This window comes from Lacrimispora xylanolytica (genome assembly GCF_026723765.1).
GTDB classification, from domain to species: Bacteria; Bacillota; Clostridia; order Lachnospirales; family Lachnospiraceae; genus Lacrimispora; species Lacrimispora xylanolytica.
In genome coordinates, this window is the sequence record NZ_CP113524.1 from 272,368 (window position 1) to 293,466 (window position 21,099).

Annotated in this window: 23 protein-coding genes; 21 read left to right on the plus strand and 2 right to left on the minus strand. The window is 43.3% G+C overall.

What is annotated here, in order from left to right; translation table 11 throughout:
- Positions 1-72 precede the first annotated feature (72 nt).
- The 6 genes from tig to OW255_RS21035 all read left to right on the plus strand — a co-directional run bounded on the left by tig (position 73) and on the right by OW255_RS21035 (position 4,801).
- The gene (tig, locus tag OW255_RS01325; protein ID WP_268115385.1) at positions 73-1,170 is read left to right on the plus strand and encodes a trigger factor; all 1,098 of its coding nucleotides are present in this window, start codon (positions 73-75) and stop codon (positions 1,168-1,170) included.
- Between the two features lie 24 nt (positions 1,171-1,194).
- Positions 1,195-1,779 carry a xanthine phosphoribosyltransferase gene (locus tag OW255_RS01330; protein ID WP_268115386.1) on the plus strand — a complete coding sequence of 195 codons (585 nt, stop codon included), beginning with the start codon at positions 1,195-1,197 and terminating at the stop codon, positions 1,777-1,779.
- Positions 1,776-2,573: an HAD family hydrolase gene (locus OW255_RS01335; protein ID WP_268115387.1), complete on the plus strand. Its 798-nt coding sequence runs from the start codon at positions 1,776-1,778 to the stop codon at positions 2,571-2,573. Before OW255_RS01330 ends, OW255_RS01335 begins: the two co-directional genes overlap by 4 nt.
- A gap of 222 nt (positions 2,574-2,795) precedes the next feature.
- On the plus strand, positions 2,796-3,902 hold the full coding sequence (locus OW255_RS01340) for a C45 family autoproteolytic acyltransferase/hydolase (protein WP_268115388.1): 1,107 nt from the start codon (positions 2,796-2,798) through the stop codon (positions 3,900-3,902).
- Positions 3,903-3,938: 36 nt separating this feature from the next.
- The gene (locus OW255_RS01345) at positions 3,939-4,643 is read left to right on the plus strand and encodes an AraC family transcriptional regulator (RefSeq protein ID WP_268115389.1); all 705 of its coding nucleotides are present in this window, start codon (positions 3,939-3,941) and stop codon (positions 4,641-4,643) included.
- The gene (locus OW255_RS21035; RefSeq protein WP_268115390.1) at positions 4,598-4,801 is read left to right on the plus strand and encodes a GyrI-like domain-containing protein; all 204 of its coding nucleotides are present in this window, start codon (positions 4,598-4,600) and stop codon (positions 4,799-4,801) included. Before OW255_RS01345 ends, OW255_RS21035 begins: the two co-directional genes overlap by 46 nt.
- Before the next feature lie 133 nt (positions 4,802-4,934).
- On the opposite strand, the gene OW255_RS01355 is transcribed toward OW255_RS21035, so the two are convergent.
- Positions 4,935-6,338, minus strand: coding sequence for an NAD(P)/FAD-dependent oxidoreductase (locus OW255_RS01355; RefSeq protein ID WP_268115391.1), 1,404 nt, complete (start codon positions 6,336-6,338; stop codon positions 4,935-4,937).
- Between the two features lie 307 nt (positions 6,339-6,645).
- Between OW255_RS01355 and pth the strand changes: the two genes are divergently transcribed.
- From pth to OW255_RS01380, 5 genes are all read left to right on the plus strand, one after another.
- Entirely contained in the window at positions 6,646-7,212 is a 567-nt protein-coding gene (pth, locus tag OW255_RS01360) for an aminoacyl-tRNA hydrolase (protein ID WP_268115392.1), read from the plus strand.
- A 9-nt stretch (positions 7,213-7,221) separates the two neighbouring features.
- Positions 7,222-10,761: a transcription-repair coupling factor gene (gene mfd, locus OW255_RS01365; protein ID WP_268115393.1), complete on the plus strand. Its 3,540-nt coding sequence runs from the start codon at positions 7,222-7,224 to the stop codon at positions 10,759-10,761.
- A gap of 143 nt (positions 10,762-10,904) precedes the next feature.
- Positions 10,905-11,090, plus strand: coding sequence for a hypothetical protein (locus OW255_RS01370; protein WP_024837693.1), 186 nt, complete (start codon positions 10,905-10,907; stop codon positions 11,088-11,090).
- Between the two features lie 199 nt (positions 11,091-11,289).
- A complete protein-coding gene (spoVT, locus tag OW255_RS01375; protein ID WP_024837692.1) occupies positions 11,290-11,838 on the plus strand; it encodes a stage V sporulation protein T in 549 nt (182 codons plus the stop codon).
- Between the two features lie 34 nt (positions 11,839-11,872).
- The gene (locus OW255_RS01380; RefSeq protein WP_024837691.1) at positions 11,873-12,016 is read left to right on the plus strand and encodes a hypothetical protein; all 144 of its coding nucleotides are present in this window, start codon (positions 11,873-11,875) and stop codon (positions 12,014-12,016) included.
- A gap of 66 nt (positions 12,017-12,082) precedes the next feature.
- On the opposite strand, the gene OW255_RS01385 is transcribed toward OW255_RS01380, so the two are convergent.
- Positions 12,083-13,063: a ComEC/Rec2 family competence protein gene (locus OW255_RS01385; RefSeq protein WP_268115394.1), complete on the minus strand. Its 981-nt coding sequence runs from the start codon at positions 13,061-13,063 to the stop codon at positions 12,083-12,085.
- A 157-nt stretch (positions 13,064-13,220) separates the two neighbouring features.
- On the opposite strand from OW255_RS01385, the gene OW255_RS01390 reads away from it, so the two are divergent.
- The 10 genes from OW255_RS01390 (at position 13,221) to ftsH (ending at position 20,755) form a co-directional block, all read left to right on the plus strand.
- On the plus strand, positions 13,221-13,613 hold the full coding sequence (locus OW255_RS01390; RefSeq protein WP_024837689.1) for a MazG family protein: 393 nt from the start codon (positions 13,221-13,223) through the stop codon (positions 13,611-13,613).
- 92 nt (positions 13,614-13,705) lie between these two features.
- Positions 13,706-13,981: an HU family DNA-binding protein gene (locus OW255_RS01395; RefSeq protein WP_024837688.1), complete on the plus strand. Its 276-nt coding sequence runs from the start codon at positions 13,706-13,708 to the stop codon at positions 13,979-13,981.
- Positions 13,982-13,984: 3 nt separating this feature from the next.
- Positions 13,985-14,224 (plus strand): RNA-binding S4 domain-containing protein, encoded by a 240-nt coding sequence (locus OW255_RS01400; protein WP_026891096.1) that lies wholly within the window; start codon positions 13,985-13,987, stop codon positions 14,222-14,224.
- 89 nt (positions 14,225-14,313) lie between these two features.
- Positions 14,314-14,598, plus strand: coding sequence for a sporulation protein YabP (yabP, locus tag OW255_RS01405; protein WP_024837686.1), 285 nt, complete (start codon positions 14,314-14,316; stop codon positions 14,596-14,598).
- Between the two features lie 86 nt (positions 14,599-14,684).
- Positions 14,685-14,972 (plus strand): spore cortex biosynthesis protein YabQ, encoded by a 288-nt coding sequence (yabQ, locus tag OW255_RS20945; protein WP_242842207.1) that lies wholly within the window; start codon positions 14,685-14,687, stop codon positions 14,970-14,972.
- A 17-nt stretch (positions 14,973-14,989) separates the two neighbouring features.
- Positions 14,990-15,313: a septum formation initiator family protein gene (locus OW255_RS01415; RefSeq protein ID WP_024837684.1), complete on the plus strand. Its 324-nt coding sequence runs from the start codon at positions 14,990-14,992 to the stop codon at positions 15,311-15,313.
- Positions 15,314-15,535: 222 nt separating this feature from the next.
- Complete coding sequence (locus tag OW255_RS01420; RefSeq protein WP_024837683.1) at positions 15,536-16,951, plus strand: SpoIIE family protein phosphatase; 1,416 nt, start codon at positions 15,536-15,538, stop codon at positions 16,949-16,951.
- Between the two features lie 74 nt (positions 16,952-17,025).
- Complete coding sequence (gene tilS, locus OW255_RS01425; RefSeq protein ID WP_268115395.1) at positions 17,026-18,402, plus strand: tRNA lysidine(34) synthetase TilS; 1,377 nt, start codon at positions 17,026-17,028, stop codon at positions 18,400-18,402.
- Positions 18,395-18,922 (plus strand): hypoxanthine phosphoribosyltransferase, encoded by a 528-nt coding sequence (gene hpt, locus OW255_RS01430; RefSeq protein ID WP_024837681.1) that lies wholly within the window; start codon positions 18,395-18,397, stop codon positions 18,920-18,922. Before tilS ends, hpt begins: the two co-directional genes overlap by 8 nt.
- A 12-nt stretch (positions 18,923-18,934) precedes the next feature.
- Complete coding sequence (gene ftsH / locus OW255_RS01435) at positions 18,935-20,755, plus strand: ATP-dependent zinc metalloprotease FtsH (RefSeq protein ID WP_024837680.1); 1,821 nt, start codon at positions 18,935-18,937, stop codon at positions 20,753-20,755.
- Positions 20,756-21,099 lie beyond the last annotated feature (344 nt).

Consider the following 21,099-nt stretch of genomic DNA (forward strand, 5'->3'; position numbering starts at 1 on the left):
ATGCCCAATATGGTATAACAAACAGGAAGTGTTTTTCCTGTTAATCATTAAAATAGAAAGAAAAAGGATTGTATGATGAAGAAAATTTTTAAAGTATGCATGTGCGGTATGGTTGCCGCCACCCTTATTTCCGGCTGTTCCAAAAAAGATGTAAAAGAAACGACACAAGCAAGTACAGAAGCTACCGAGTCCTCAGCCCAGGAAACTGTGGCAACACAGGACTTAACTAATATTGATAACGGTAAAGTAACTCTTGGAGAGTATAAAGGAATCGAGGTCAAAAAAGATGCTGTAGAAGTGACGGACGAAGAGATCCAGCAGGCCATTGACCAGGATCTGGCAGCTCATGAGAAAAAAGTTGATGTTGACCGTGAAGTTAAGGACGGAGATGTGGTCAATATCGACTATGCAGGAACCAAGGATGGCGTTGCATTCGACGGTGGCACAGCAAAGGGCTATGACCTTACCATTGGCTCCAACCAGTTTATTGATGGATTTGAATCCGGACTGATCGGCGCTAAAAAAGGGGACAAGGTATCCTTAAATGTAACATTCCCTGAAAATTATCAGAACAAAGACCTGGCAGGAAAGCCGGTTGTGTTTGAAGTAACTGTGAATTCCGTACAGGAGAAACAGGTCCCTGAATTAAATGATGCATACGTACAGGAAAATACAAAATCAAAGACCGTGGACGAGTACAAGGAAGAAACAAAGCAGACTCTTTTAAAGAGCAAAAACGATGCAGCAGAGCAGAAGGTTAAGAATGACATTTATACTGCCATTTCAGCTAACTGTAAGGTAGAGCCAGAGCAGAAGGCCATTGATGCCAATTATGATAACCTGATTGCAAGATACACCAACCAGGCAGCTGCCTACGGTATGGATTTCACTACCTTTATCGGCGCATTTACCGGCATGAAAGAGGAAGACTTTAAGACAGCTGCTAAGACACAGGCAGAAGAAATCGTAAAGCAGAGACTGATTGTCAATGCCATTGCTGAAAAAGAGAACATTACTGTGTCCGATGATGACCGGAAAGAAGTTGCTACTGAGTTAGGCTATGAGAACGCAGATGAGCTCATTAAAGCAGAAGGTCAGTTTGAAGTAGACGATTATGTAATGAATAACAAGGTAATGGAATACTTAATGCAGAACGCAGTGATCAAATAATTAAATACAACAGGAGGAACCTTTATGCAGCTGTTAAAGGACAGAATACGTAAGGATGGTAAGATTAAATCCGGTGACGTACTTAAGGTAGATAGTTTTTTAAATCACCAGATGGATATTAAGCTGTTTGTTGAGATCGGAAAAGAGTTTAAAAGACGCTTTGCTGGTTGTGAAGTCAATAAAATCTTAACGATTGAGGCCTCTGGGATCGGAATCGCCTGTATCGTTGCCCAGTATTTTGACGTGCCGGTAGTATTTGCCAAAAAATCAAAGACAAAGAATATCGCAGGTGACGTTTACACCACACAGGTGGAGTCCTTTACCCATGGAAGAACGTATGATGTCATGGTATCCAAGGAATTTCTTGGGGCAGGAGACAAGGTGCTTTTAATCGATGATTTCTTAGCCAACGGAAAGGCCCTGGAAGGACTGGCTGCTATTGTAAAGGATTCCGGCGCTGAGCTTATTGGCGCAGGTATCGTTATTGAAAAAGGCTTCCAGCCGGGAGGTGACCGGTTGAGAGCAGAAGGTGTTAAGGTGGAATCCCTTGCCATCGTTGAACGTATGGACGAGACCACCGGCACCATTTGTTTCAGAGGTGACAAATGAACGAAAGACAGAAGGCGCTGTTCTTTGACATAGACGGCACGCTGTTTTCTGAAATCAACCGGAACGTTCCGGTAAGCGCCAAGGAGGCCATTGATCAGGCCAGAAAGAATGGTCATCTGGTATTTATCAATACCGGAAGGACCTACAGCCTGATCGGCCCTGTAGCGCGTATGGTGGAAGTGGACGGCTATTGCTGCGGTTGTGGCACCAGAGTTGTGGCAGGGGAGGAGATTCTTTACTCCACCACCATACCCAGAAAAAGAGGCAGCGAAATTAAGCAGATCATCATGAGACATAAGCTTGACGGAGTACTGGAAGGAACGGAAGGCTGTTATTTCAGAAAAGAAGATTCCTGGATGCCTGTAGTAGCAAAGATGAAAGACCAGATGATAAAGGAAGGGAAAGTTTCCTCCTTTGGCTGGGATGAGGATTGCTACGACTTTGACAAGTTCTTTGTCCTGTCAGATGAAAACAGCGATATCAAAGGATTTCACCAGGCATTGGAAGATGATATCGACATCATTAACAGAGGGAATGGCTTTTATGAATGCGTTCCAACCGGACATACCAAGGCAACTGGCATTGAGCTGATTATGAAGCACTATGAGATTGATTTATCCGATGTCTACGTGTTCGGTGACAGCATTAATGACCTCCCCATGTTCCAGTTTGCGAAAAACTGTGTACTGATGGGGCATCATAGCGTGGAACTGGAGCCGTATGCTACCTTCTTTACAAAGAATGTGGAAGATGATGGCGTGGCATATGCGATGAAGAAGCTTGGACTTATCTAGAGAATGTGAATTACATAACTATGAACCAAAAAAGGAACAGACCTTTGCCTACGGCGGGTCTGTTCCTTTTTTGCGTTATTCCTTAAAGAAGATTATAAATACTTAGGCTAATTACCTAAATGCATTGAATCGGTATACAACCGTGTTTAAGTAAACAGCAAAAAATATCAAGTATGAAGTGCAAGCCAGATTTATAATACTTATGAAAGGACGGTGGAGTAAATGGAAGAAACAAAGGTATATTTTAAAAATTTTATAGGGACAAGTTATGAAGTTGGGACACAAATAGGCAAGTGGATATTATCCACTCCCGATTTGCTGCAGAAAGTATCGCTGCCTCCTAATACTTACCCCCACGACAAGTTTATTGAAATTTTTAAGCTGCTGGATTGCTATTGTCAAGGAATTAATGAAGAAATTAAAGGATTCTCAGATACGATTGGGGTTTCCAACGAACAGGTGCTTTTTTACGCAATGACCTATTTGGAACGAGGGTGTAGTTTAATGGCAGTATTGCCACAACAGTCCGAAAGTGGACATACTGTAATGGCAAGAAATTACGATTTCAATGATAAAATGGAAGAAATGTGCTTTGCTTATACTGATATTAAGGGGAAATATCGGTATGTTGGTTCTACCTTAAATTTATTCGGTAGATGTGATGGAATGAATGAACATGGTCTTGCGGTGTGTAAGGCATCAAATGGTCTGCCTGTCGGTAATTTTGAAGGTGGTCAAAAAGCAGGAATAACAGGATTTAGCTTTTGGATAGTCGTTCGTAGCATACTTGAAAACTGCAAAAATGTAGATGAAGCAATAAAATGGACAATGGAGGCGCCTATCGGTTATAATATTAACTTGATGTTGGCTGATAGCCATAATAAAATAGCAATGTTTCAATGTGTCGATGGTCATAAGGCTTACAAAATTTTAGACGGAAGCAGCGATGAAACATACCTAAGTTCCACAAATCATGTATTATTTGATGATATAAAGCCTTATGAAAAAATGCTCATTGAAAACTCTGTAATCCGCAACGATAGAATCGTTCGTTTATTTGAGAAAAACAAACTGATTTCAAAAAACAATATAAAGGAACTGCTTTCAACTTCATACCCGGATGGGCTTTGTTGCCATTATTATAGTGAATTTTTTGGTACCTTACGCTCTATGATTTTTGATACAACGGATAAAACGATAGAAGTAACGTTTGGGTCCCCACAAGCCAATGAATGGAATACTTTTTCTGTTGGACCGTTTGACATGGAAGAAATGAAAGTGTCCCTGCCACAAGAAAAAGCAAGTCCAGATTTTTACAAAATCAACTAACTAATAAGCAGTTATTAAAAGGGAGGAGGGCTGTCTTTGAACGACAAGGCAACAATAGGCAAAGCCGTTGTATTCATAGAGAACAATTTATATCAACCCATTGCTGCAAGTGATGTTGCTGAGGCGGTTTCTTATTCCTACTATCATTTTCATCGTTATTTTCATGCTATTATGGGCGAAACAATAGGAAGCTATATCAGAAGCCGCCGTTTAACGCAGGCGGCTTGGGATTTGATACATAGTGATAAAAAAGTGTTGGATATTGGGCTTTCTCTTTATTTTGAAACGGCGGAAAGTTTTACAAGAGCTTTTAAGGATTGGTATTCCATGACACCATCGGAGTATAGAAAAAACGGGATAGATGCTTTAATTGGAAACAGGCAATCCGCACAGAAATCTGATAAGACTATTATCATACATCCTAGTTTGATTCCAGAAATTCTTGTAATGCCTGAAATAAATATCATGGGGATTCGTTTTAAAACAACCGTTTCTGGAAACGAATCCATTGCTATGTGGCAACAGTTTAACAAAAAAATCCCCCCTAATCTTCTTACAAATAAACGATTTGGAGTTTTTGAGACCTGTGAAACTTGTTCCTCGGATGTATTTAGTACCGATAGCGAAAGTATGGAATTTGTTGGAATTGAAATTTCAAAGAACTACCCTGTTTTAAACGATATGCAAATAAAAAATTGTGTGGTGGAACGTATGCAAGGTTTGTCCATAGAGGGACGGTAGATACCTTAATACAAACATATCATTATATCTGGGGTGTATGGTTTCCGAAGAGTGGTTTTGAACTTGCTAACCGCGATGATTTTGAGTGTTATACAGAACGTTTCACCGGAGTAAATGACAGCAACTCCGAAATTGATATTTATTTTCCCATAGAGTAAGTTGGAAAAAGTTGGTGGCCGCTAATAAGAGTCTTGCTTGAAGTGGTTAATATTATTAAGATTTACTCCTGATTTTATTATATTTATAAAAAAATCCGAGGATTATTCTCGGATTTTTTTGGTCAAATTTATATTATTTATTAAGAATACTTCTAGCCACACTAATCCCATTCGCAGAAGCCTGCTGTAGACCTCTGGTCACAGATGCCCCATCACCAATGGCTCTAAGTCCTTCCACACTGGTCTCAAAGTCAGCATTCACAACAACCTTATTAGAGTAGAATTTAACCTCAACTCCATATAATAAAGTCTCATCGCTGGCGATACCAGGTGTTACCTTATCAAGAGCCAGAAGCATCTCTTTTATGTCAACCATAATACGGTGAGGGAAAACTAAAGATAAGTCTCCCGGTACGGCATCCTTTAAGGTTGGGATGATATTATTTCTGCATAACCTCTCCTCTGTGGTTCTTCTTCCCCTCTGAAAATCTCCAAAGGTCTGAACCAGAATCTTGCCATCGCAGAGCATATTGCTGAGCTGGGCAATGTGCTTGCCGTATTCAATAGGGGTCTTAAATGGTTTTGTAAAGTTCTTGGAAACAAGAATGGCGAAGTTTGTGTTGTTCGTCTTGTATTCCTGGGATTTATAAGCATGACCGTTGACAACGGCCAGTCCATTTTCATAATATTCTGTGGCTACTTCACCGGAAGGGTTGGTACAGAAGGTACGCACCTTGTCGTCAAAGGTAGGAGTGTAATACACAAGCTTGGCTTCGTAAAGGTTCTTATTTAAGAACTCCATGACTTCGTCCCGGACTTCTACCCGGACACCGATGTCTACGGTTCCAACCATTGTTTCAATGTTATGATGATTGCAGATGTGGCTGAACCAGTCAGAGCCTTCCCGTCCAATGGCAGATACGATTTCGTCTGCAAAGATAGTCTCTTCCTTATCGGTAATAATGCCCTTTGCCTTATTATCTTCAATGATAATATCTTTTACCATAGTGTTAAAGGCCATCTCCACGCCTTGTTCCAGTAAATGCTCCTGGAGGCGGGTATAGATCTTATAGCCCTCTTCCGTACCTAAATGGCGGATGGGACACTCAATCAGCTTTAAATTGGCATTGATGGCACTTCGGCGGATCTCCTGGATTTCCTTTTGCTTGTCAACGCCGTAAACATTTTCATCTGCGCCGAATTTCAAATAGATATTATCGGATTCTTTTAACAGCTCCACGGTTTTATCGTATCCTAAAATCTCCGGAAGATTGCCTCCCACATCAGGAGATAAAGAAAGCTTTCCGTCAGAGAATGCTCCGGCTCCTGCAAAGCCTGTGGTAATGGAGCAGGGCTTACAGCCAACGCATGTCTTGGTGGTACGCTTTGGGCACATCCGTTTTTCAATGGGGCGTCCCTTTTCAATCATAAGTATCTTAAGTTCCGGTTTCTTCTCAATCAGTTCATAGGCACAGAAAATGCCGGAGGGGCCTGCACCAATGATGATCACATCGTATTTTTTGTTTGCATCCTTCATGAACATCACTCCTTTTTCCTTCTAACCCTTAGAAACAGCCATCACGCAGCCGGTGGAAATAACAACCGAGTTTGAACTTATATAAGCGCAACGGTATCATTCTATCATAAGAAAGACAGGAATTACAAGGGATAAGATATTAAATATTCGTTGATAGCCTTTACATCTTTTTTTGAAACTGTTAGAATAATAAATGCAGCGTTAGATCCCCCTATGGTGAAAATCTAGCGCTTTTCGGGCGTTCCAAAGCCAGAAATGTCATGAATTAAAAATACCGTTAATATAGACAATAATAAGGAGAATTATCATGTATATCATCGCAGGATTAGGAAACCCATCGAGAGAATATGAAAAGACCAGACACAATGTTGGTTTTGAAGCCATTGATATTCTGGCGGACAAACTTGGGATTCAAGTAACCGATAAAAAGCACCGGGCATTTAGCGGTATGGGATTGATTGGAACGGAAAAGGTGATTTTATCAAAACCCCAGACTTACATGAATTTAAGCGGAGAAAGCATTGGTTCCATGGCAGACTATTATAAGGTGGAGCCAGACCACATTATAGTCATCTGCGATGACATCAATTTAGAAGAAGGACAGCTTAGAATTCGGGCGAAGGGAAGTGCCGGAGGCCATAATGGACTTAAAAATATCATCAGCCATTTAGGAACCCAGGAATTTTTAAGAATCCGGGTGGGAGTGGGAGAAAAGCCAAAGGAGATGGACCTGGCGGACTATGTTCTTGGACGTTTTCCAAAGGCTCAGGAAGCCATCATGGAAGACGCGTATGGAGCAGCAGCCGAGGCTTCCATTATGATAGTAACAGACGGAGCAGATGCTGCGATGAATCAGTATAACAGAAAGAAATAAGGAGATTTCATGAGCGGATTATTTGAAAAACCATTGAGGGAGCTTAAGGACTTTGAAGACCTCTCAAAAGATCTGGAAAAAAAGGCCGGGCCCATAGGGGCAAGCGGCTGCATGGATTCCCAAAAGGTTCACTTGATGTACGAAGCAGCAAAGAATGCTGGAATGAAGCTGGTGGTGACCTATGATGATACCAGAGCCAGAGAGATTTTTGAGGATTTAAGCTATTTTGATACAAATGTGTGGTTATATCCGGCCAGGGATCTTCTGTTTTTCAATGCCGATATCCATGGGAATTTACTTACCAAGCAGCGTATGACCGTATTCCGCCGCCTGATGGAGGAAAACACCGGCTGGGTCGTTACCACCATTGACGGACTTATGGATCACCTGCTTCCATTAAAGTATCTGAAAAATCAGGTGCTTTCTGTAAAGAGCGGCCAGACCATTGAGGTAGAGACCTGGAAAAAGCGTCTGGGAGAGCTTGGGTACGAGCGAATGGGACAGGTGGACGGTATGGGACAGTTCTCCATTCGAGGCGGTATTATCGATGTATTCCCGCTGACGGAAGAGCTTCCTGTTCGAATTGAGCTTTGGGATGACGAAGTAGATTCCATTCGTACCTTTGATTTGGAAAGCCAAAGATCCATTGACCAGCTGGAGGAAATTCAGATTTATCCTGCTACGGAAATGACGCTGACGAAAACCCAGATCGAAGATGGAATTGAGGCAATCCAAAAGGAAATAAAAAAATATGAAAAAGACTTAAAGGCCCAGTCAAAGGTGGAGGAAGCCCTGCGGATCCGCTCTATTATCAATGAGCTGTTAGAAGGGCTTAAGGAAGGCTTTAAGCAGCAGGGCCTTGACGGCTATATCCATTATTTTTGCCCAGACAGCGTTTCCTTTTTCGACTATTTTGATAAAGACAGCACAGTGGTGTTCTTAGATGAGCCAGAGCGGTTAAAGGAAAAAGGGGAAACTGTGGAAATGGAATTCCGGGAAAGTATGATCCATCGATTAAACAATGGATACCTTCTTCCTGGACAGACCGGTCTCCTTTTTACGGCTAAGGAGATGCTTGCAAGAACCCAGACTGGAACTACCGTCTATTTAACCGGCCTGGAACAAAAGCTCACTGGCTTCGCAGTAAAGAACCGTTACAGCTTTCAGGTGAAAAATGTAAGTGCCTACCAAAATGGCTTTGAGCTTTTAATCAAGGACCTGACCAGATGGAAAAAGGAAGGCTACCGGGTGGTTCTTTTATCAGCCTCCAGAACCAGGGCAAGCCGCCTTGCCGGAGATTTAAGAGAGTATGATTTAAGAGCCTACTGTCCCGATGACAGCGGAGAAGACAGAGAGGTAAAGCCAGGAGAGATTCTGGTCACTTACGGTAAGCTTCACCGCGGCTTTGAGTATCCCATGATTAAATTCATCGTCATTACTGAAGGCGATATGTTTGGGGGAGAAAAAAAGAAGCGAAAGAGGAAAAAGACCACCTACGAAGGCACCAAAATCCAGAACTTCTCTGAATTGTCCGTAGGCGATTATGTGGTTCATGAGGATCACGGCCTTGGAGTTTATCGTGGAATTGAAAAAATCGAGCAGGACGGCGTGATCAAGGACTACTTAAAGGTACAATATGCGGACAACGGAAACCTGTATCTTCCTGCCACCAGACTTGACGGAATTCAGAAATACGCCGGAGCCGATGCTAAAAAGCCAAAGCTGAACCGCTTAGGCGGCGAGCAGTGGAACAAGACAAAGACAAGAGTCAAAAGTGCAGTCAAAGAGATCGCAAAGGACCTTGTCATGCTCTATGCCGCAAGACAGGAGACTCATGGCTTTCAGTACGGCGAGGATACGGTCTGGCAAAAGGAATTTGAAGAAATGTTTCCCTATGAGGAGACCGACGACCAGTGGGATGCCATTGAAGCCACCAAGGGAGACATGGAAAGTAAGAAGATCATGGACCGTCTTATTTGCGGTGACGTAGGCTACGGAAAGACAGAGATCGCCTTAAGAGCCGCATTTAAAGCCGTACAGGACGGAAAACAGGTGGTCTATCTGGTTCCTACCACCATTTTGGCCCAGCAGCATTATAATACCTTTGCCCAGAGAATGAAGGACTTCCCCATCCGGGTGGATTTGATGTCAAGATTTAGAACCCCAGGACAGATCAAGAAGACCATCGAGGATTTAAAACGGGGCATGGTGGACATTGTAGTGGGAACTCACCGGGTCCTGTCAAAGGATATACAGTTTAAAGACCTGGGACTTCTTATTATAGATGAAGAGCAGCGCTTTGGCGTGACCCATAAAGAAAAGATCAAGCAGCTAAAGGAAAATATCGACGTTCTAACCTTGACCGCAACTCCTATTCCAAGAACGCTGCACATGAGTCTGGTAGGAATCCGTGATATGAGCGTGTTAGAGGAACCGCCGGTAGACCGTATGCCCATTCAGACCTACGTCATGGAGCACAACGATGAAATGGTCCGTGAAGCCATTCATAGAGAGCTTTCCAGAGACGGACAGGTGTATTATGTATACAATCGTGTCAGCAACATTGATGAGGTGGCAAACCACATCGCAAAGCTGGTACCGGAAGCCAATGTAACCTTTGCCCATGGACAGATGCATGAGCATGAGCTGGAAAAAATCATGTTTGATTTTGTAAATGGTGAAATTGATGTTCTGGTCTGCACCACCATCATTGAGACAGGTCTTGATATCCCCAATGCCAATACCATGATCATACAGGATGCGGACCGTATGGGCTTATCCCAGCTTTACCAGCTCAGAGGCCGGGTAGGACGCTCCAGCCGGATTTCCTATGCATTTTTAATGTATAAACGAGATAAGCTTTTAAAGGAAGAGGCGGAAAAGCGTCTCCAGGCCATCCGTGAATTTACAGAGCTTGGCTCAGGAATCAAGATCGCCATGCGTGACTTAGAAATCCGTGGAGCCGGAAACGTGCTGGGAGCAGAACAGCACGGACACATGGAAGCCGTTGGATATGACCTTTACTGTAAGCTCTTAAATCAGGCTGTATTGGAGTTAAAGGGAGAGCGAAAGGAAGAGGAAACCTACAATACTGTGGTGGACTGCGATATAGATGCTTATATTCCAACTTCCTATATTAAGAATGAATATCAGAAGCTTGATATCTATAAGCGTATTTCCGGCATTGAGAATGAAGAGGAATACATGGATATGCAGGATGAGCTGATGGACCGTTTCGGAGATATCCCAAAGCCTGTTGAGAATCTTTTAAAGGTTGCGGCCTTAAAAGCACTGGCTCACAGCGCCTTTGTAACAGAGGTCAATATAAACCGTCAGGAAGTCCGCCTCACCATGTACAAAAATGCCCGCCTGAAGGTAGAGGGAATTCCAAAAATCGTGGAGCAGTACCGTGGAGATTTAAAGTTCCTTATGGGCGAAGAACCAAGGTTCACCTATTTGGATCGAAAGAAAAATCTGTCTACAGATACCATGATAAGCCAAGCGGAAGTGTTATTAAAGCAGATTGGGGAATTGTCTGAAAAAGATTGATAAAAATGAAAATTTACCTAAAAATAAAAAGGCGTTTGGTTGATTTTTTGGGTATTTTGTGATATACTAATAGTAGAAGAAGGGATTTAGTCCCAGATGCTTTCTTTACTTCAAGATGTTTGTTTCGGAGAAAGGTGGTAGCTATGGACGTTTTAAGTATGTATCTTCTACAAAGAGTATCGGATGAACTGACGATTCAGAGGAATGGTTCTTTTGAAAATCGATTTGTTTCTCCCATTCCTAATAATGCAGCAGCCAAAGTTGCGCATGAAGGTTATATTACTTCCTCGAAGGAAGTTTCTCACCACGTCAGACAAGGTGATTATTGACCTGGAGCACTAAAAGTCTCTCTTCTAAAATCTTAAGATATATAGAAAAATAAAGTAAGAATCAGGGTTTGGCCTATTTTTAGGTCCGAACCCTGATTTTAAATTTTGGGAAAAATGGCAGACTTAAGTATAATCTTCCTAATTCGTAGCAAAATAATATCAGTGATATTAAAACGTACAAGATGGAGGAATTATAATCATGAAAGCAACTGGCATAGTTAGAAGAATTGATGACCTGGGAAGGGTGGTTATACCGAAAGAGATCAGAAGGACACTTCGCTTAAGAGAGGGAACTCCGCTTGAGATATTCACAGACAGAGAAGGAGAAATTATCCTTAAGAAATACTCCCCAATGGTAGAGCTGACCGCATTCGCTTCCCAGTATGCTGAGGCAATGGCACAGACTACGGGATTAACTGTTTGCATCAGCGACAGAGACCAGGTCATTGCTGTGGCAGGCGGTTCTAAAAAGGAACTGCTCCAAAAAACCATAAGTAAGCAGTTAGAGACTGTTATCAACGAGCGTACCGTAGTACTTGCAGGAAAGGATGAAAAAGGTTTTATCCCCCTGACAGGAGAAGTACTGGAAGGGATTACGGCCCAGGTTGTGGCTCCAATTATTTGTGAGGGAGATGCAATTGGTGCCGTAGCACTTTTAAGCAGAGAGCCAAGAGCACGTTTTGGTGATATGGAGACAAAGCTTGCAACTACGGCTGCCGGATTCTTAGGCCGTCAGATGGAAGGATAAAATGAAGCATTATCATAGTCAGGAGGTGAAAGAAATGAAAGTATTTATGCCAGAAGAAGATAATTATGACGATGGTGATATCCCGGAGGTTGACACGGAACCTTATGAAAATGGTTTTTATATAGAACCCCTGCCGGAATCCGAGCGCCCCAGACGGGATGGCCCCGGGGGAAATTAATAAAAGACAGCCGCCGATGGACAGGATATTAAACTGTACCAACCGGCGGCTGTCTTTTTAAATTATTTAATAGATGATTTGGTCTCCATCTTTGATGCAGTAGTTAAGCTTTACCCCAAGCTCCTCCATCCATTGTCTTGTTTCAAGGGTTTTCCAGTCGCCGCTTCCAATGCCGGATCCCCCGTCATTGTTCCACAGCCAGAGAGGACAGGGCCACAGAGCGATTTTTGGATTTATTACCGAGTATACATCTTTGTTTACCCCGTACTGACCATGGTGAGACATCTGAACGATATCGCTTTTTAAGTCTTCCTTGCTTGTCTGCTCAAGGAGAAGCGCTCCAGCCTCTGGACCCATATCTCCCAGCACCAGGATGCTTACATTGTTTAAGAAAAACTTATAGGCAACGGAACTGTTATTGACTGAGGTCACATCGAGAAGGTAAGGATCGTTTAAAACCTTAGCTTTAATCTGACCGATTTTTATCTCGTCACCCTTGTGGACCACATGAAGCCTGTCCGCAGGAAGAGTGGCAATGGCAGCTCTGAAGTTATTGACCAAATTGGATCTTGACGGTTCCACCTTATCGTACCAGGACTGGTCTGCCAGGTTATAATAGATGTTGTCAATGGTGATCTTTCTTCCTGGATTGTTAAGTATCTGCACCAGTGCTCCCGCGTGATCAGAATGGGGATGAGTAATGAACCAGGCAGAAACATGGCCGCCTTTTTGTTCAATGACCTCTGTCAGGTGATCCGCATCAATGTCCCAGCCTCCGTCAATGACGACCAGGTTGCCACTTTTGTCCTGCAAAACCATGGATAGCATCTGACGCTTGTCATAATTGGCTAAGAGGGATAAGCTGCCGCCGTTAAAGAGCTTGCTTCCAGGACCTACTGCGATGGAAGGACCAAATCCCATGGAGTTTGCCTTTAATGATCCCTCGCCTGTGGTAGGAGAGATAGTCTGAATGTGAAAGGCGGAAAACACAATGTTTAGAAACAGCAGACCGGCTGCTATTTTTTTCCAGATATTAAATTCTTTCATGGTTACCTCCGGTAGTGAATAAATTATTTCTTATTATATCGGAATCCGTTCCATTTTAACAGGGGCGGGAGACAAATGTCAGAAAATCTTCAGAATTGGAAAGTCCATCCAGTTTGTGCTTGCATATGGTATAATCTCAAAAAAGGAGGTTTCATCAATGCATACTTTCAGTGATTTAGTAAATATTACAAGTAAACTGCGTTCCAAAGATGGCTGCCCCTGGGATAAGGAGCAGACCCACGAGAGCCTGAAGCAATATCTTTTGGAGGAAGCCGGCGAGGTAATAGAGGCCATTGATCATAAGGATAAGGAAAATCTGTGTGAGGAACTGGGAGATCTTCTTTTCCAGGTCATGATCCACAGCCAGATCGCAAAGGAGAATCAGGATTTCACCATTGATGATGTTGTAAATGGAATTTGTGAAAAAATGATACGCAGGCATCCACACGTTTTTGGCGATAAAAAGGTGATTTCGTCGGAAGAAGGAGAAGCCCTGTGGGAAGCAATAAAAATGCAGGAGAAAGCTCGTGAAAAGAGCGAAAAACCTTGACAAAAACAGGAGAAACAGCTATAAATGATATAGTAATCGTGTTAATGCGAAAAGTCGTAGCTAGAAGCTACATTTTTAGGAGGAAGATATCAATGAACAAAGCAGAGTTAATCGCAGCAGTATCAGAAAAGGCAGAACTGTCCAAAAAGGATGCAGAGAAGGCAGTGAAAGCTCTGACAGATGTTATATCTGAAGAGTTAGTAAAAGGCGAGAAAATCCAGTTAGTTGGATTTGGTACATTTGAAGTATCTGAAAGAGCTGCTAGAGAAGGAAGAAATCCTAAGAGCGGTGAAGTTATGAATATCCCTGCTTCCAAAACACCTAAGTTTAAAGCTGGTAAGGCTTTAAAGGATATGGTAAACGCTTAATCCATGAGGTTGGACAAGTTTCTTAAGGTTTCCCGCCTGATCAAGAGAAGGACCGTTGCCAACGATGCCTGTGATGCAGGCCGCGTGCTTGTCAATGACAAGCCGGCGAAAGCTTCTTTGAGCGTCAAGCAAGGCGACGTAATCGAGATACATTTTGGAACCAGTTCGGTTAAAGTTGAGGTTCTTGATGTAGCGGAAACGGTGAAAAAGGATGAGGCGAAGGAACTTTATCGTTATCTTTAGCTTTGAATCTTATACGTATGATAAATTTCAGGAATATTGAAGCGTTCCTCCTAATATACTTAAGACAGGTATATTAGGAGGTTTTTCTTATGGAAGAGAAAGTGAATATTCGCCCTCATAGGCTGACGATAGAAAACCGTGCCTCCGGTACGTTAACAGGAATACGGGAAGTGGTGTCATTTGATGAGAATCAGGTCATTCTTGATACAGACCTGGGACTGCTTACCCTGAAGGGAAAAGATCTTCACGTAAGCCGTCTGACTCTGGAAAAGGGAGAAGTGGATTTAAACGGGAGCATTGAAAGCTTAAATTATTCCTCTAACGAGGCACTTCGCCGGTCCGGCGAATCCCTGCTTTCCAGGCTGTTTAAATAAGGATCAGAAGGAGTCATATGAGCGTTCATATCGTATATGAAGTAAAACTTCTGCTCTACAGCTTTTTGACGGGAGCAGGGCTTATGATGACATATGACCTGTTGCGTGTATTTCGCATTTTTGTTCCTCACTCCTATGTATTTGTTGGGATCGAGGACATGGTATTCTGGGTATATGCTTCTTTGACCACCTTTTCTCTTTTATATGAACAAAATGACGGTGGGTTAAGGGGCTATGTCATTGTCGGAGTCTTTCTCGGCATGTTCCTATATGACAGGACCATAAGCCGTTTTTTTCTAAAGTTCTTGAAAAAATTTTGGAAATATCTTAAAATGAAAATACGTATAATTTTCCGCCGGAAAAAGCGGCAATAAGGACGACTGGTGAATGTATGAGCGTGAGAGGAAAAACGAGAAGAAAAAGAAAAGACAAGTGGGGTAACCGAATGGCCCTCGTTGGCATTACTTTTGTTGTGTTCAGCCTTGCCGTGACAGTTACAATCAAAGGCACATCTTTGAAGGAAAGAGAGAGGGAGTATCGAATCCGTCTTGAAAACCTTCAGGCCCAGGTGGACAAGGAAGAGGATCGTGCCAAGAAGCTGGAGGATTACCGCGTCTATGTTCAGACAAAGCAATACATAGAAGAGGTGGCAAAGCAGAAGCTTGGCCTAGTAAAGCCTGACGAAATTTTGCTAAAGCCTTCCCAAAGGCAGTAAGAAAAATTTATATCAAACAGGCCCTCCCTAAAAGTCCTAAAAATCGTGGGTTGTGAAAGAAAAGCACCCATCAGGTAGAACTTAATGTCCCTAAAATCATAGATATTTAAGTGGAAAGCTGTCGCACGATTTTACGAAGCGCATCAGCCATTTTGACAAAATATATTCCTTCTGTCTGTATATAATGTGGTCTAAAGCATGAAACAGGCAGGAGGGATTTTTGTGTTCAGACGTAAGCCAGCACATTATGATATGGCGAATGTGAATGTATATACGGCTAAAAGATTAAATGACATGGCAAATTCATTGGGTGAGCTTGCCAGGGCGTGCACAGATGAACTGTCCGCAGAACAGGGACTTACGAAGGAAGATGGTGTGGCAGCGCTTGAGACCGCTGCAGCCATGGTATGCGCAGGTTGTAATAAATGCTTTGTGGCTCCGGGAAAAGAACCGGACAATCAGTATTATCTGAATTATCTGATTCGTGCATTTGAACAGAAAGGAAACGTGGACTACGGGGACATGCCCCGTTTTTTTCTGGAGACCTGTAAAAGGAAAGACGAATACATGGTTCATTTGAACCGTAACCTGGGCAGGGCTACCATGAATCTGGCGTGGAAGAACCGTTTTTTAGAGAGCCGGGATGCGGTCATTGTCCAGTTTAAGGAGCTGGCTGTTATTTTAGAGGAATTTTCCCATCAGGTGGAACACGCCATGGACATCACTCCGGACTGGGAGGATGAAGTAAAGAAGGCGTTTCGGCGAAACCATATCGTGATAGAAAAAATGCTTCTTCTGGAATATGAAAATCACCAGAGAGAGGCATACTTGACCATGAGGACTTTAAATGGCCGCTGTGTCACCGTCAAGGAGGCCGCAGAGATTTTAGAAAACGCCATGGAGGATGGAGAATGGGCCGTGGCACCGGACGGCAGAAATCTGGTGACAAAGCAGCTGGACACCATTCGGTTTGTGGAAAAAGGAGAATACCGTGTCATCTACGGAGCTGCAAAGGCCGTAAAAAGCGGGGAAGAGGTATCTGGAGATAATTATACCTTTGGACAGGTTCAACCTGGACAAGTCATTATAAGCCTTTCTGACGGTATGGGAAGCGGCAAGGCGGCAGAGGAAGAGAGCCGCCAGGTCATCGAGCTGACCCAAAGACTTTTAGAGGCGGGATTTTCCACCAGAGCAGCACTTAAGATGGTGAATACCGTTCTTTTGCTGACCGGATTATCTCAACATCCAGCCACCCTGGACTTATGCTGCATTGACCTTAAAACTGGAATTTTAGAAGCCATGAAGCTGGGAGCGGCAGCGACCTATATTCTCAGTGAAAAAGGCGTGGAGCTGTTAGAGGCAGGGGAGGTGCCCATGGGTATTTTAAATCCGGTGGAGCCTGTGCTCCTTTCAAAAAAGCTATGGGATGACAACCGGATCATCATGGTAAGCGACGGGATACTGGATGCCCTTCCGGCCGATGATAAGGAGCTGATGTTAAAAGAGTTTATTTCCCGTATGCCGGTGAAAAATCCGCAGGATATGGCAGACAGGATTCTTTTGTTCGCCAGATCCTTTACGGAGACGGCAGCTGACGATATGACGGTGCTGACCGCCGGTATCTGGAAACGAAAATAATAATTGCAACAGACATGTTTTGAGGGTATATTTATAATAAAGAGGGGAGAGAATCAACTAAGGAAGGTGGCTTAATGTACAAAACGATATTGGAATTTATCAGACGGAACCGGCTTTTTCTCCCGGGGGACCGCGTCATCGTGGCGCTTTCCGGAGGAGCCGATTCGGTCTGTCTTCTTGTAGTCTTAAATGAATGTAAGGATGAGCTGGGGATTTCCTTAAAGGCCGTCCACGTCCATCACGGGCTGAGGGGCCGGGAGGCCGACAGAGACAGCGAGTATGCAAAGACGCTGTCCAAGTCCCTTTCCCTGCCTTTTTCCTGTGTCCACGTGGATGTTACAGGCTATGCCAGGGAACACAGGCTGTCGGTGGAAGAAGCGGGAAGGCTTCTTCGCTATGAAGTGCTTGAAAATGAACGCTTAAGCTTTGGGGGCAATAAAATTGCTGTGGCCCATCATAAGGATGATCAGGCGGAAACCATTTTACATCATTTGTTCCGGGGGACCGGCTTAAAAGGGCTTGGAGGAATCCGACCGGAAAGAGACCGGATTGTCCGGCCACTCTTGGCTGTTGGCAAGACAGAAATTCTTGCATATCTGGAAGAAAAAGGGATATCATATTGTGAGGACTCCACCAATTCCCACACCGATTATGCCAGAAACCGGATTCGGGGAATCTTGCTTCCAGCCATTAAAAAAGAAATCAATCAAAGGGCAGAGGATAATATTATCCACGCCGGAGAAATGGCTGCAAAAGCCGATGAATATTTAGAGAAGCAGGCGGAAAAATTTCTAAAGGAATGGGCCGTCCTTAAAAGGGATGAAAATGGGGCCCTACTTTCGATTGGAGTTAAAACGGAAGGTCTTATTTTAGAAGAGGATATTATAAGGACCTATGTCCTGCGTGCCATGATCCGCTTAGTTTCCGGCTCCATGAAGGATATTTCCATGACTCATGTGGAAGGTACAAAGGCTCTCCTTTGGGCACAGTCAGGCAAGCAGATTAATCTGCCGGGCGGACGGATCGCTCTTAGAAGTTCTGACTATTTGTGGATAAAGAATAAAATGAAGAATGAAACTGTGGATAATCCTAATGATATCTTACTTCCCCAAGTTGATTTTCAAGTCTTTCCCTATAAAAAAGGTCAGGAAATTCCCAAAAACGGGTATACGAAATGGTTCGATTATGATAAAATCAAATGTGCACTCTCTGTGAGGTATCGGCAAACCGGAGATTACCTGACACTGACCGGAGGCGGCAGAAAGACCGTCAAGGCATTTATGATAGATGAGAAGATTCCCAGAGAGGAACGTGGAAAAATTCCATTAATTGCGGATGGTTCCCATGTCCTGTGGGTCATCGGATACCGGATCAGTGAATACTATAAGATAACAGATGATACCCATACAGTAATACAAATGCAGTTAGACGGAGGAAAAGACAATGGATGATAAGATACGTGTAATGTTATCAGAGGAAGAGATCGCAGAAAGAATCAAGGAAGTTGCAGCGCAGATCAGCAAGGACTATGAAGGAAAGAAGCTTCATCTTATCTGTATCTTAAAGGGAGGAGTCTTCTTCACCTGTGAGCTTTCCAAACGAATCACTCTGCCCCTTACTTTGGATTTCATGTCCGTATCAAGCTACGGCTCTGGTACCGTATCAAGCGGTATTGTGAAGATTGTAAAGGATCTTGACGATCCGATTGAAGGAAAAGATGTTCTCATTGTTGAGGATATTATTGATTCTGGAAACACCTTATCCTATTTGATTGAGGTATTAAAACAGAGAAATCCAAACAGCATTGAGCTTTGTACCCTGCTTGATAAACCGGAACGCCGGGTAAAGAAGCAGGTTCAGGTAAAGTATACCTGTTTCACCGTACCGGATCAGTTTATCATCGGTTACGGTCTTGATTACGATCAGATATACAGGAATTTGCCATATATTGGAGTTATAGAACAGCAATAAGGAGGCAGCATGTTGAAACAACAGCAACCATTTAAAGGCTTAGGATTTCTGCTCCTTCTGGTTATCATGCTTATATTTGCCAGCAGGCTTCCCCAGAAAAGTGAGATCATCACCAACCAGGAGCTTATGCAGGCAATCGATAATGGAACCATAGCCTCGGCTACGATCCGGCAGAGCGACCCGCCGCCAACGGGAAAAATTGAGATGACAATGAACGACGGCACGTCAAAACAGGCCAACGTATCCAATGTACTTGGAATCCAGGACCGCTTAGACCGCAATGGAATTACCTATACGGTGGACGCAGTTCAGAAGGAAAACCTGTTTTTGACTATAACATTGCCGCTTATATTAACAGCAGTAGCCATGGTGTTTTTATTCATGGTCATGAATGCCAGAGCAGGAGCCGGAAGTGCCAACAGTAAGATGATGAATTTCGGAAGAAGCCGGGCACTCCTTGCCAAAGATGCCAACAAGGTGAATTTCAGCAAGGTAGCAGGACTTGAGGAAGAAAAGGAAGAGCTGGAGGAAGTGGTGGATTTCCTTAAAAATCCTCAGAAGTACACCAGCGTAGGCGCCAGAATCCCTAAGGGAATCCTGCTTGTAGGGCCTCCGGGAACCGGTAAGACACTTCTTGGCAAGGCAGTAGCAGGAGAAGCCGGAGTACCGTTTTTCTCCATTTCAGGTTCTGACTTTGTGGAGATGTTCGTAGGTGTCGGTGCATCTCGTGTCAGAGATTTATTTGAAGAAGGTAAGAAACACGCCCCATGTATCATTTTCATTGATGAAATTGATGCAGTAGCCCGCCGAAGAGGTACGGGTATGGGCGGTGGCCATGATGAAAGAGAGCAGACTCTAAACCAGCTTCTCGTTGAGATGGATGGTTTTGGAATCAATGAAGGAATCATCGTAATGGCAGCCACCAACCGGGTGGATATTTTAGATCCTGCCATCCTTCGTCCCGGCCGTTTTGACCGGAAGGTAGGAGTAGGAAAACCAGATGTAAAGGGAAGAGAAGATATCCTAAAGGTTCACTCCAAGGAAAAGCCACTTGGTGAAGATGTGGATTTAAAGAGAATTGCCCAGACAACATCTGGATTTACCGGCGCAGATCTTGAAAATCTTATGAATGAAGCAGCCATTTATACAGCCAGACACAGCAAGAAGTTCATTAGTCAGGCTGATATTGATAAAGCATTTGTAAAAGTCGGCATTGGAGCCGAGAAAAAGAGCAAGATCATTACTGAAAAGGAAAAGAAGATCACAGCCTACCACGAGGCAGGCCATGCGATTTTATTCCATCTCCTTCCTGACGAGGGACCGGTTCATACTATTTCCATTATACCAACGGGAATGAGTGCAGCCGGATATACCATGCCTCTTCCGGAAAAAGATCATATGTTCAACACCAGAGAAAAGATGCTGCAGGATATTATGGTAGATTTGGGAGGAAGAATCGCTGAGGAGCTTATTTTCGGTGATATTACCACCGGAGCTTCCCAGGATATCAAGCAGGCCACCGCATTGGCCCGTGCCATGGTGACCCAGTTCGGTATGTCCGATAAGGTAGGCATGATCAATTATGACAACGACGGTGATGAAGTATTCATTGGCAGGGATCTGGCACATACCAAGAGCTATGGCGGTCAGGTTGCCAATACCATTGACAATGAAGTGAAACGAATCATTGATGAGTGCTATCAGAAGGCAAGAGAAATTCTCGTGAAACACGAAGATGTACTTCATGCCTGCTGTCAGTTGCTTATGGAAAAAGAAAAAATCGGTCAGCAGGAGTTTGAAGAACTTTTCAAAGTTCCCACAGAAGTGATATAAATATTGCTGGCTTAAACAAAATATTGGTGCAGAATCCGGAAAAGTATCCAAGTTTGCTTTCTGGAATCTGCACTTTTTTGTAACCTATAGACGGAATAGGAAAATATGCATAAAAAATTATTTTGAAAAAAATGATGTTTGTGCACACTTATTTTCTCCAGCGTGGTATATTTATAAATGTAAACCCCCCCAATACATTATATAGTTTTTGCTACACCCCATAAGAAACGAAATACCTTCTCCGAAAAACGGTCAGCTACCCCGCTGACCGTTTTTTATTTCATTTTTTAGAGGTTAGGCAGGGTTGTATAATGGGGACCAATCGGATAGAATAGAATTAGAGT

Coding starts and splice junctions, on each gene's coding strand:
- OW255_RS01330 (WP_268115386.1), top strand. CDS start 1,195: ATGCAGCTGTTAAAGGACAGAATACGTAAGGATGGTAAGATTAAATCC.
- OW255_RS01395 (WP_024837688.1), top strand. CDS start 13,706: ATGAACAAAGCAGAGTTAATCGCAGCAGTATCAGAAAAGGCAGAACTG.
- OW255_RS01385 (WP_268115394.1), bottom strand. CDS start 13,063: ATGAAAGAATTTAATATCTGGAAAAAAATAGCAGCCGGTCTGCTGTTT.
- OW255_RS01415 (WP_024837684.1), top strand. CDS start 14,990: ATGAGCGTGAGAGGAAAAACGAGAAGAAAAAGAAAAGACAAGTGGGGT.
- hpt (WP_024837681.1), top strand. CDS start 18,395: ATGGATGATAAGATACGTGTAATGTTATCAGAGGAAGAGATCGCAGAA.
- OW255_RS01390 (WP_024837689.1), top strand. CDS start 13,221: ATGCATACTTTCAGTGATTTAGTAAATATTACAAGTAAACTGCGTTCC.
- tig (WP_268115385.1), top strand. CDS start 73: ATGATGAAGAAAATTTTTAAAGTATGCATGTGCGGTATGGTTGCCGCC.
- OW255_RS01370 (WP_024837693.1), top strand. CDS start 10,905: ATGGACGTTTTAAGTATGTATCTTCTACAAAGAGTATCGGATGAACTG.
- yabP (WP_024837686.1), top strand. CDS start 14,314: ATGGAAGAGAAAGTGAATATTCGCCCTCATAGGCTGACGATAGAAAAC.
- yabQ (WP_242842207.1), top strand. CDS start 14,685: ATGACATATGACCTGTTGCGTGTATTTCGCATTTTTGTTCCTCACTCC.
- tilS (WP_268115395.1), top strand. CDS start 17,026: ATGTACAAAACGATATTGGAATTTATCAGACGGAACCGGCTTTTTCTC.
- pth (WP_268115392.1), top strand. CDS start 6,646: ATGTATATCATCGCAGGATTAGGAAACCCATCGAGAGAATATGAAAAG.
- mfd (WP_268115393.1), top strand. CDS start 7,222: ATGAGCGGATTATTTGAAAAACCATTGAGGGAGCTTAAGGACTTTGAA.
- OW255_RS01380 (WP_024837691.1), top strand. CDS start 11,873: ATGAAAGTATTTATGCCAGAAGAAGATAATTATGACGATGGTGATATC.
- OW255_RS01340 (WP_268115388.1), top strand. CDS start 2,796: ATGGAAGAAACAAAGGTATATTTTAAAAATTTTATAGGGACAAGTTAT.
- OW255_RS01400 (WP_026891096.1), top strand. CDS start 13,985: ATGAGGTTGGACAAGTTTCTTAAGGTTTCCCGCCTGATCAAGAGAAGG.
- spoVT (WP_024837692.1), top strand. CDS start 11,290: ATGAAAGCAACTGGCATAGTTAGAAGAATTGATGACCTGGGAAGGGTG.
- OW255_RS01355 (WP_268115391.1), bottom strand. CDS start 6,338: ATGAAGGATGCAAACAAAAAATACGATGTGATCATCATTGGTGCAGGC.
- OW255_RS01335 (WP_268115387.1), top strand. CDS start 1,776: ATGAACGAAAGACAGAAGGCGCTGTTCTTTGACATAGACGGCACGCTG.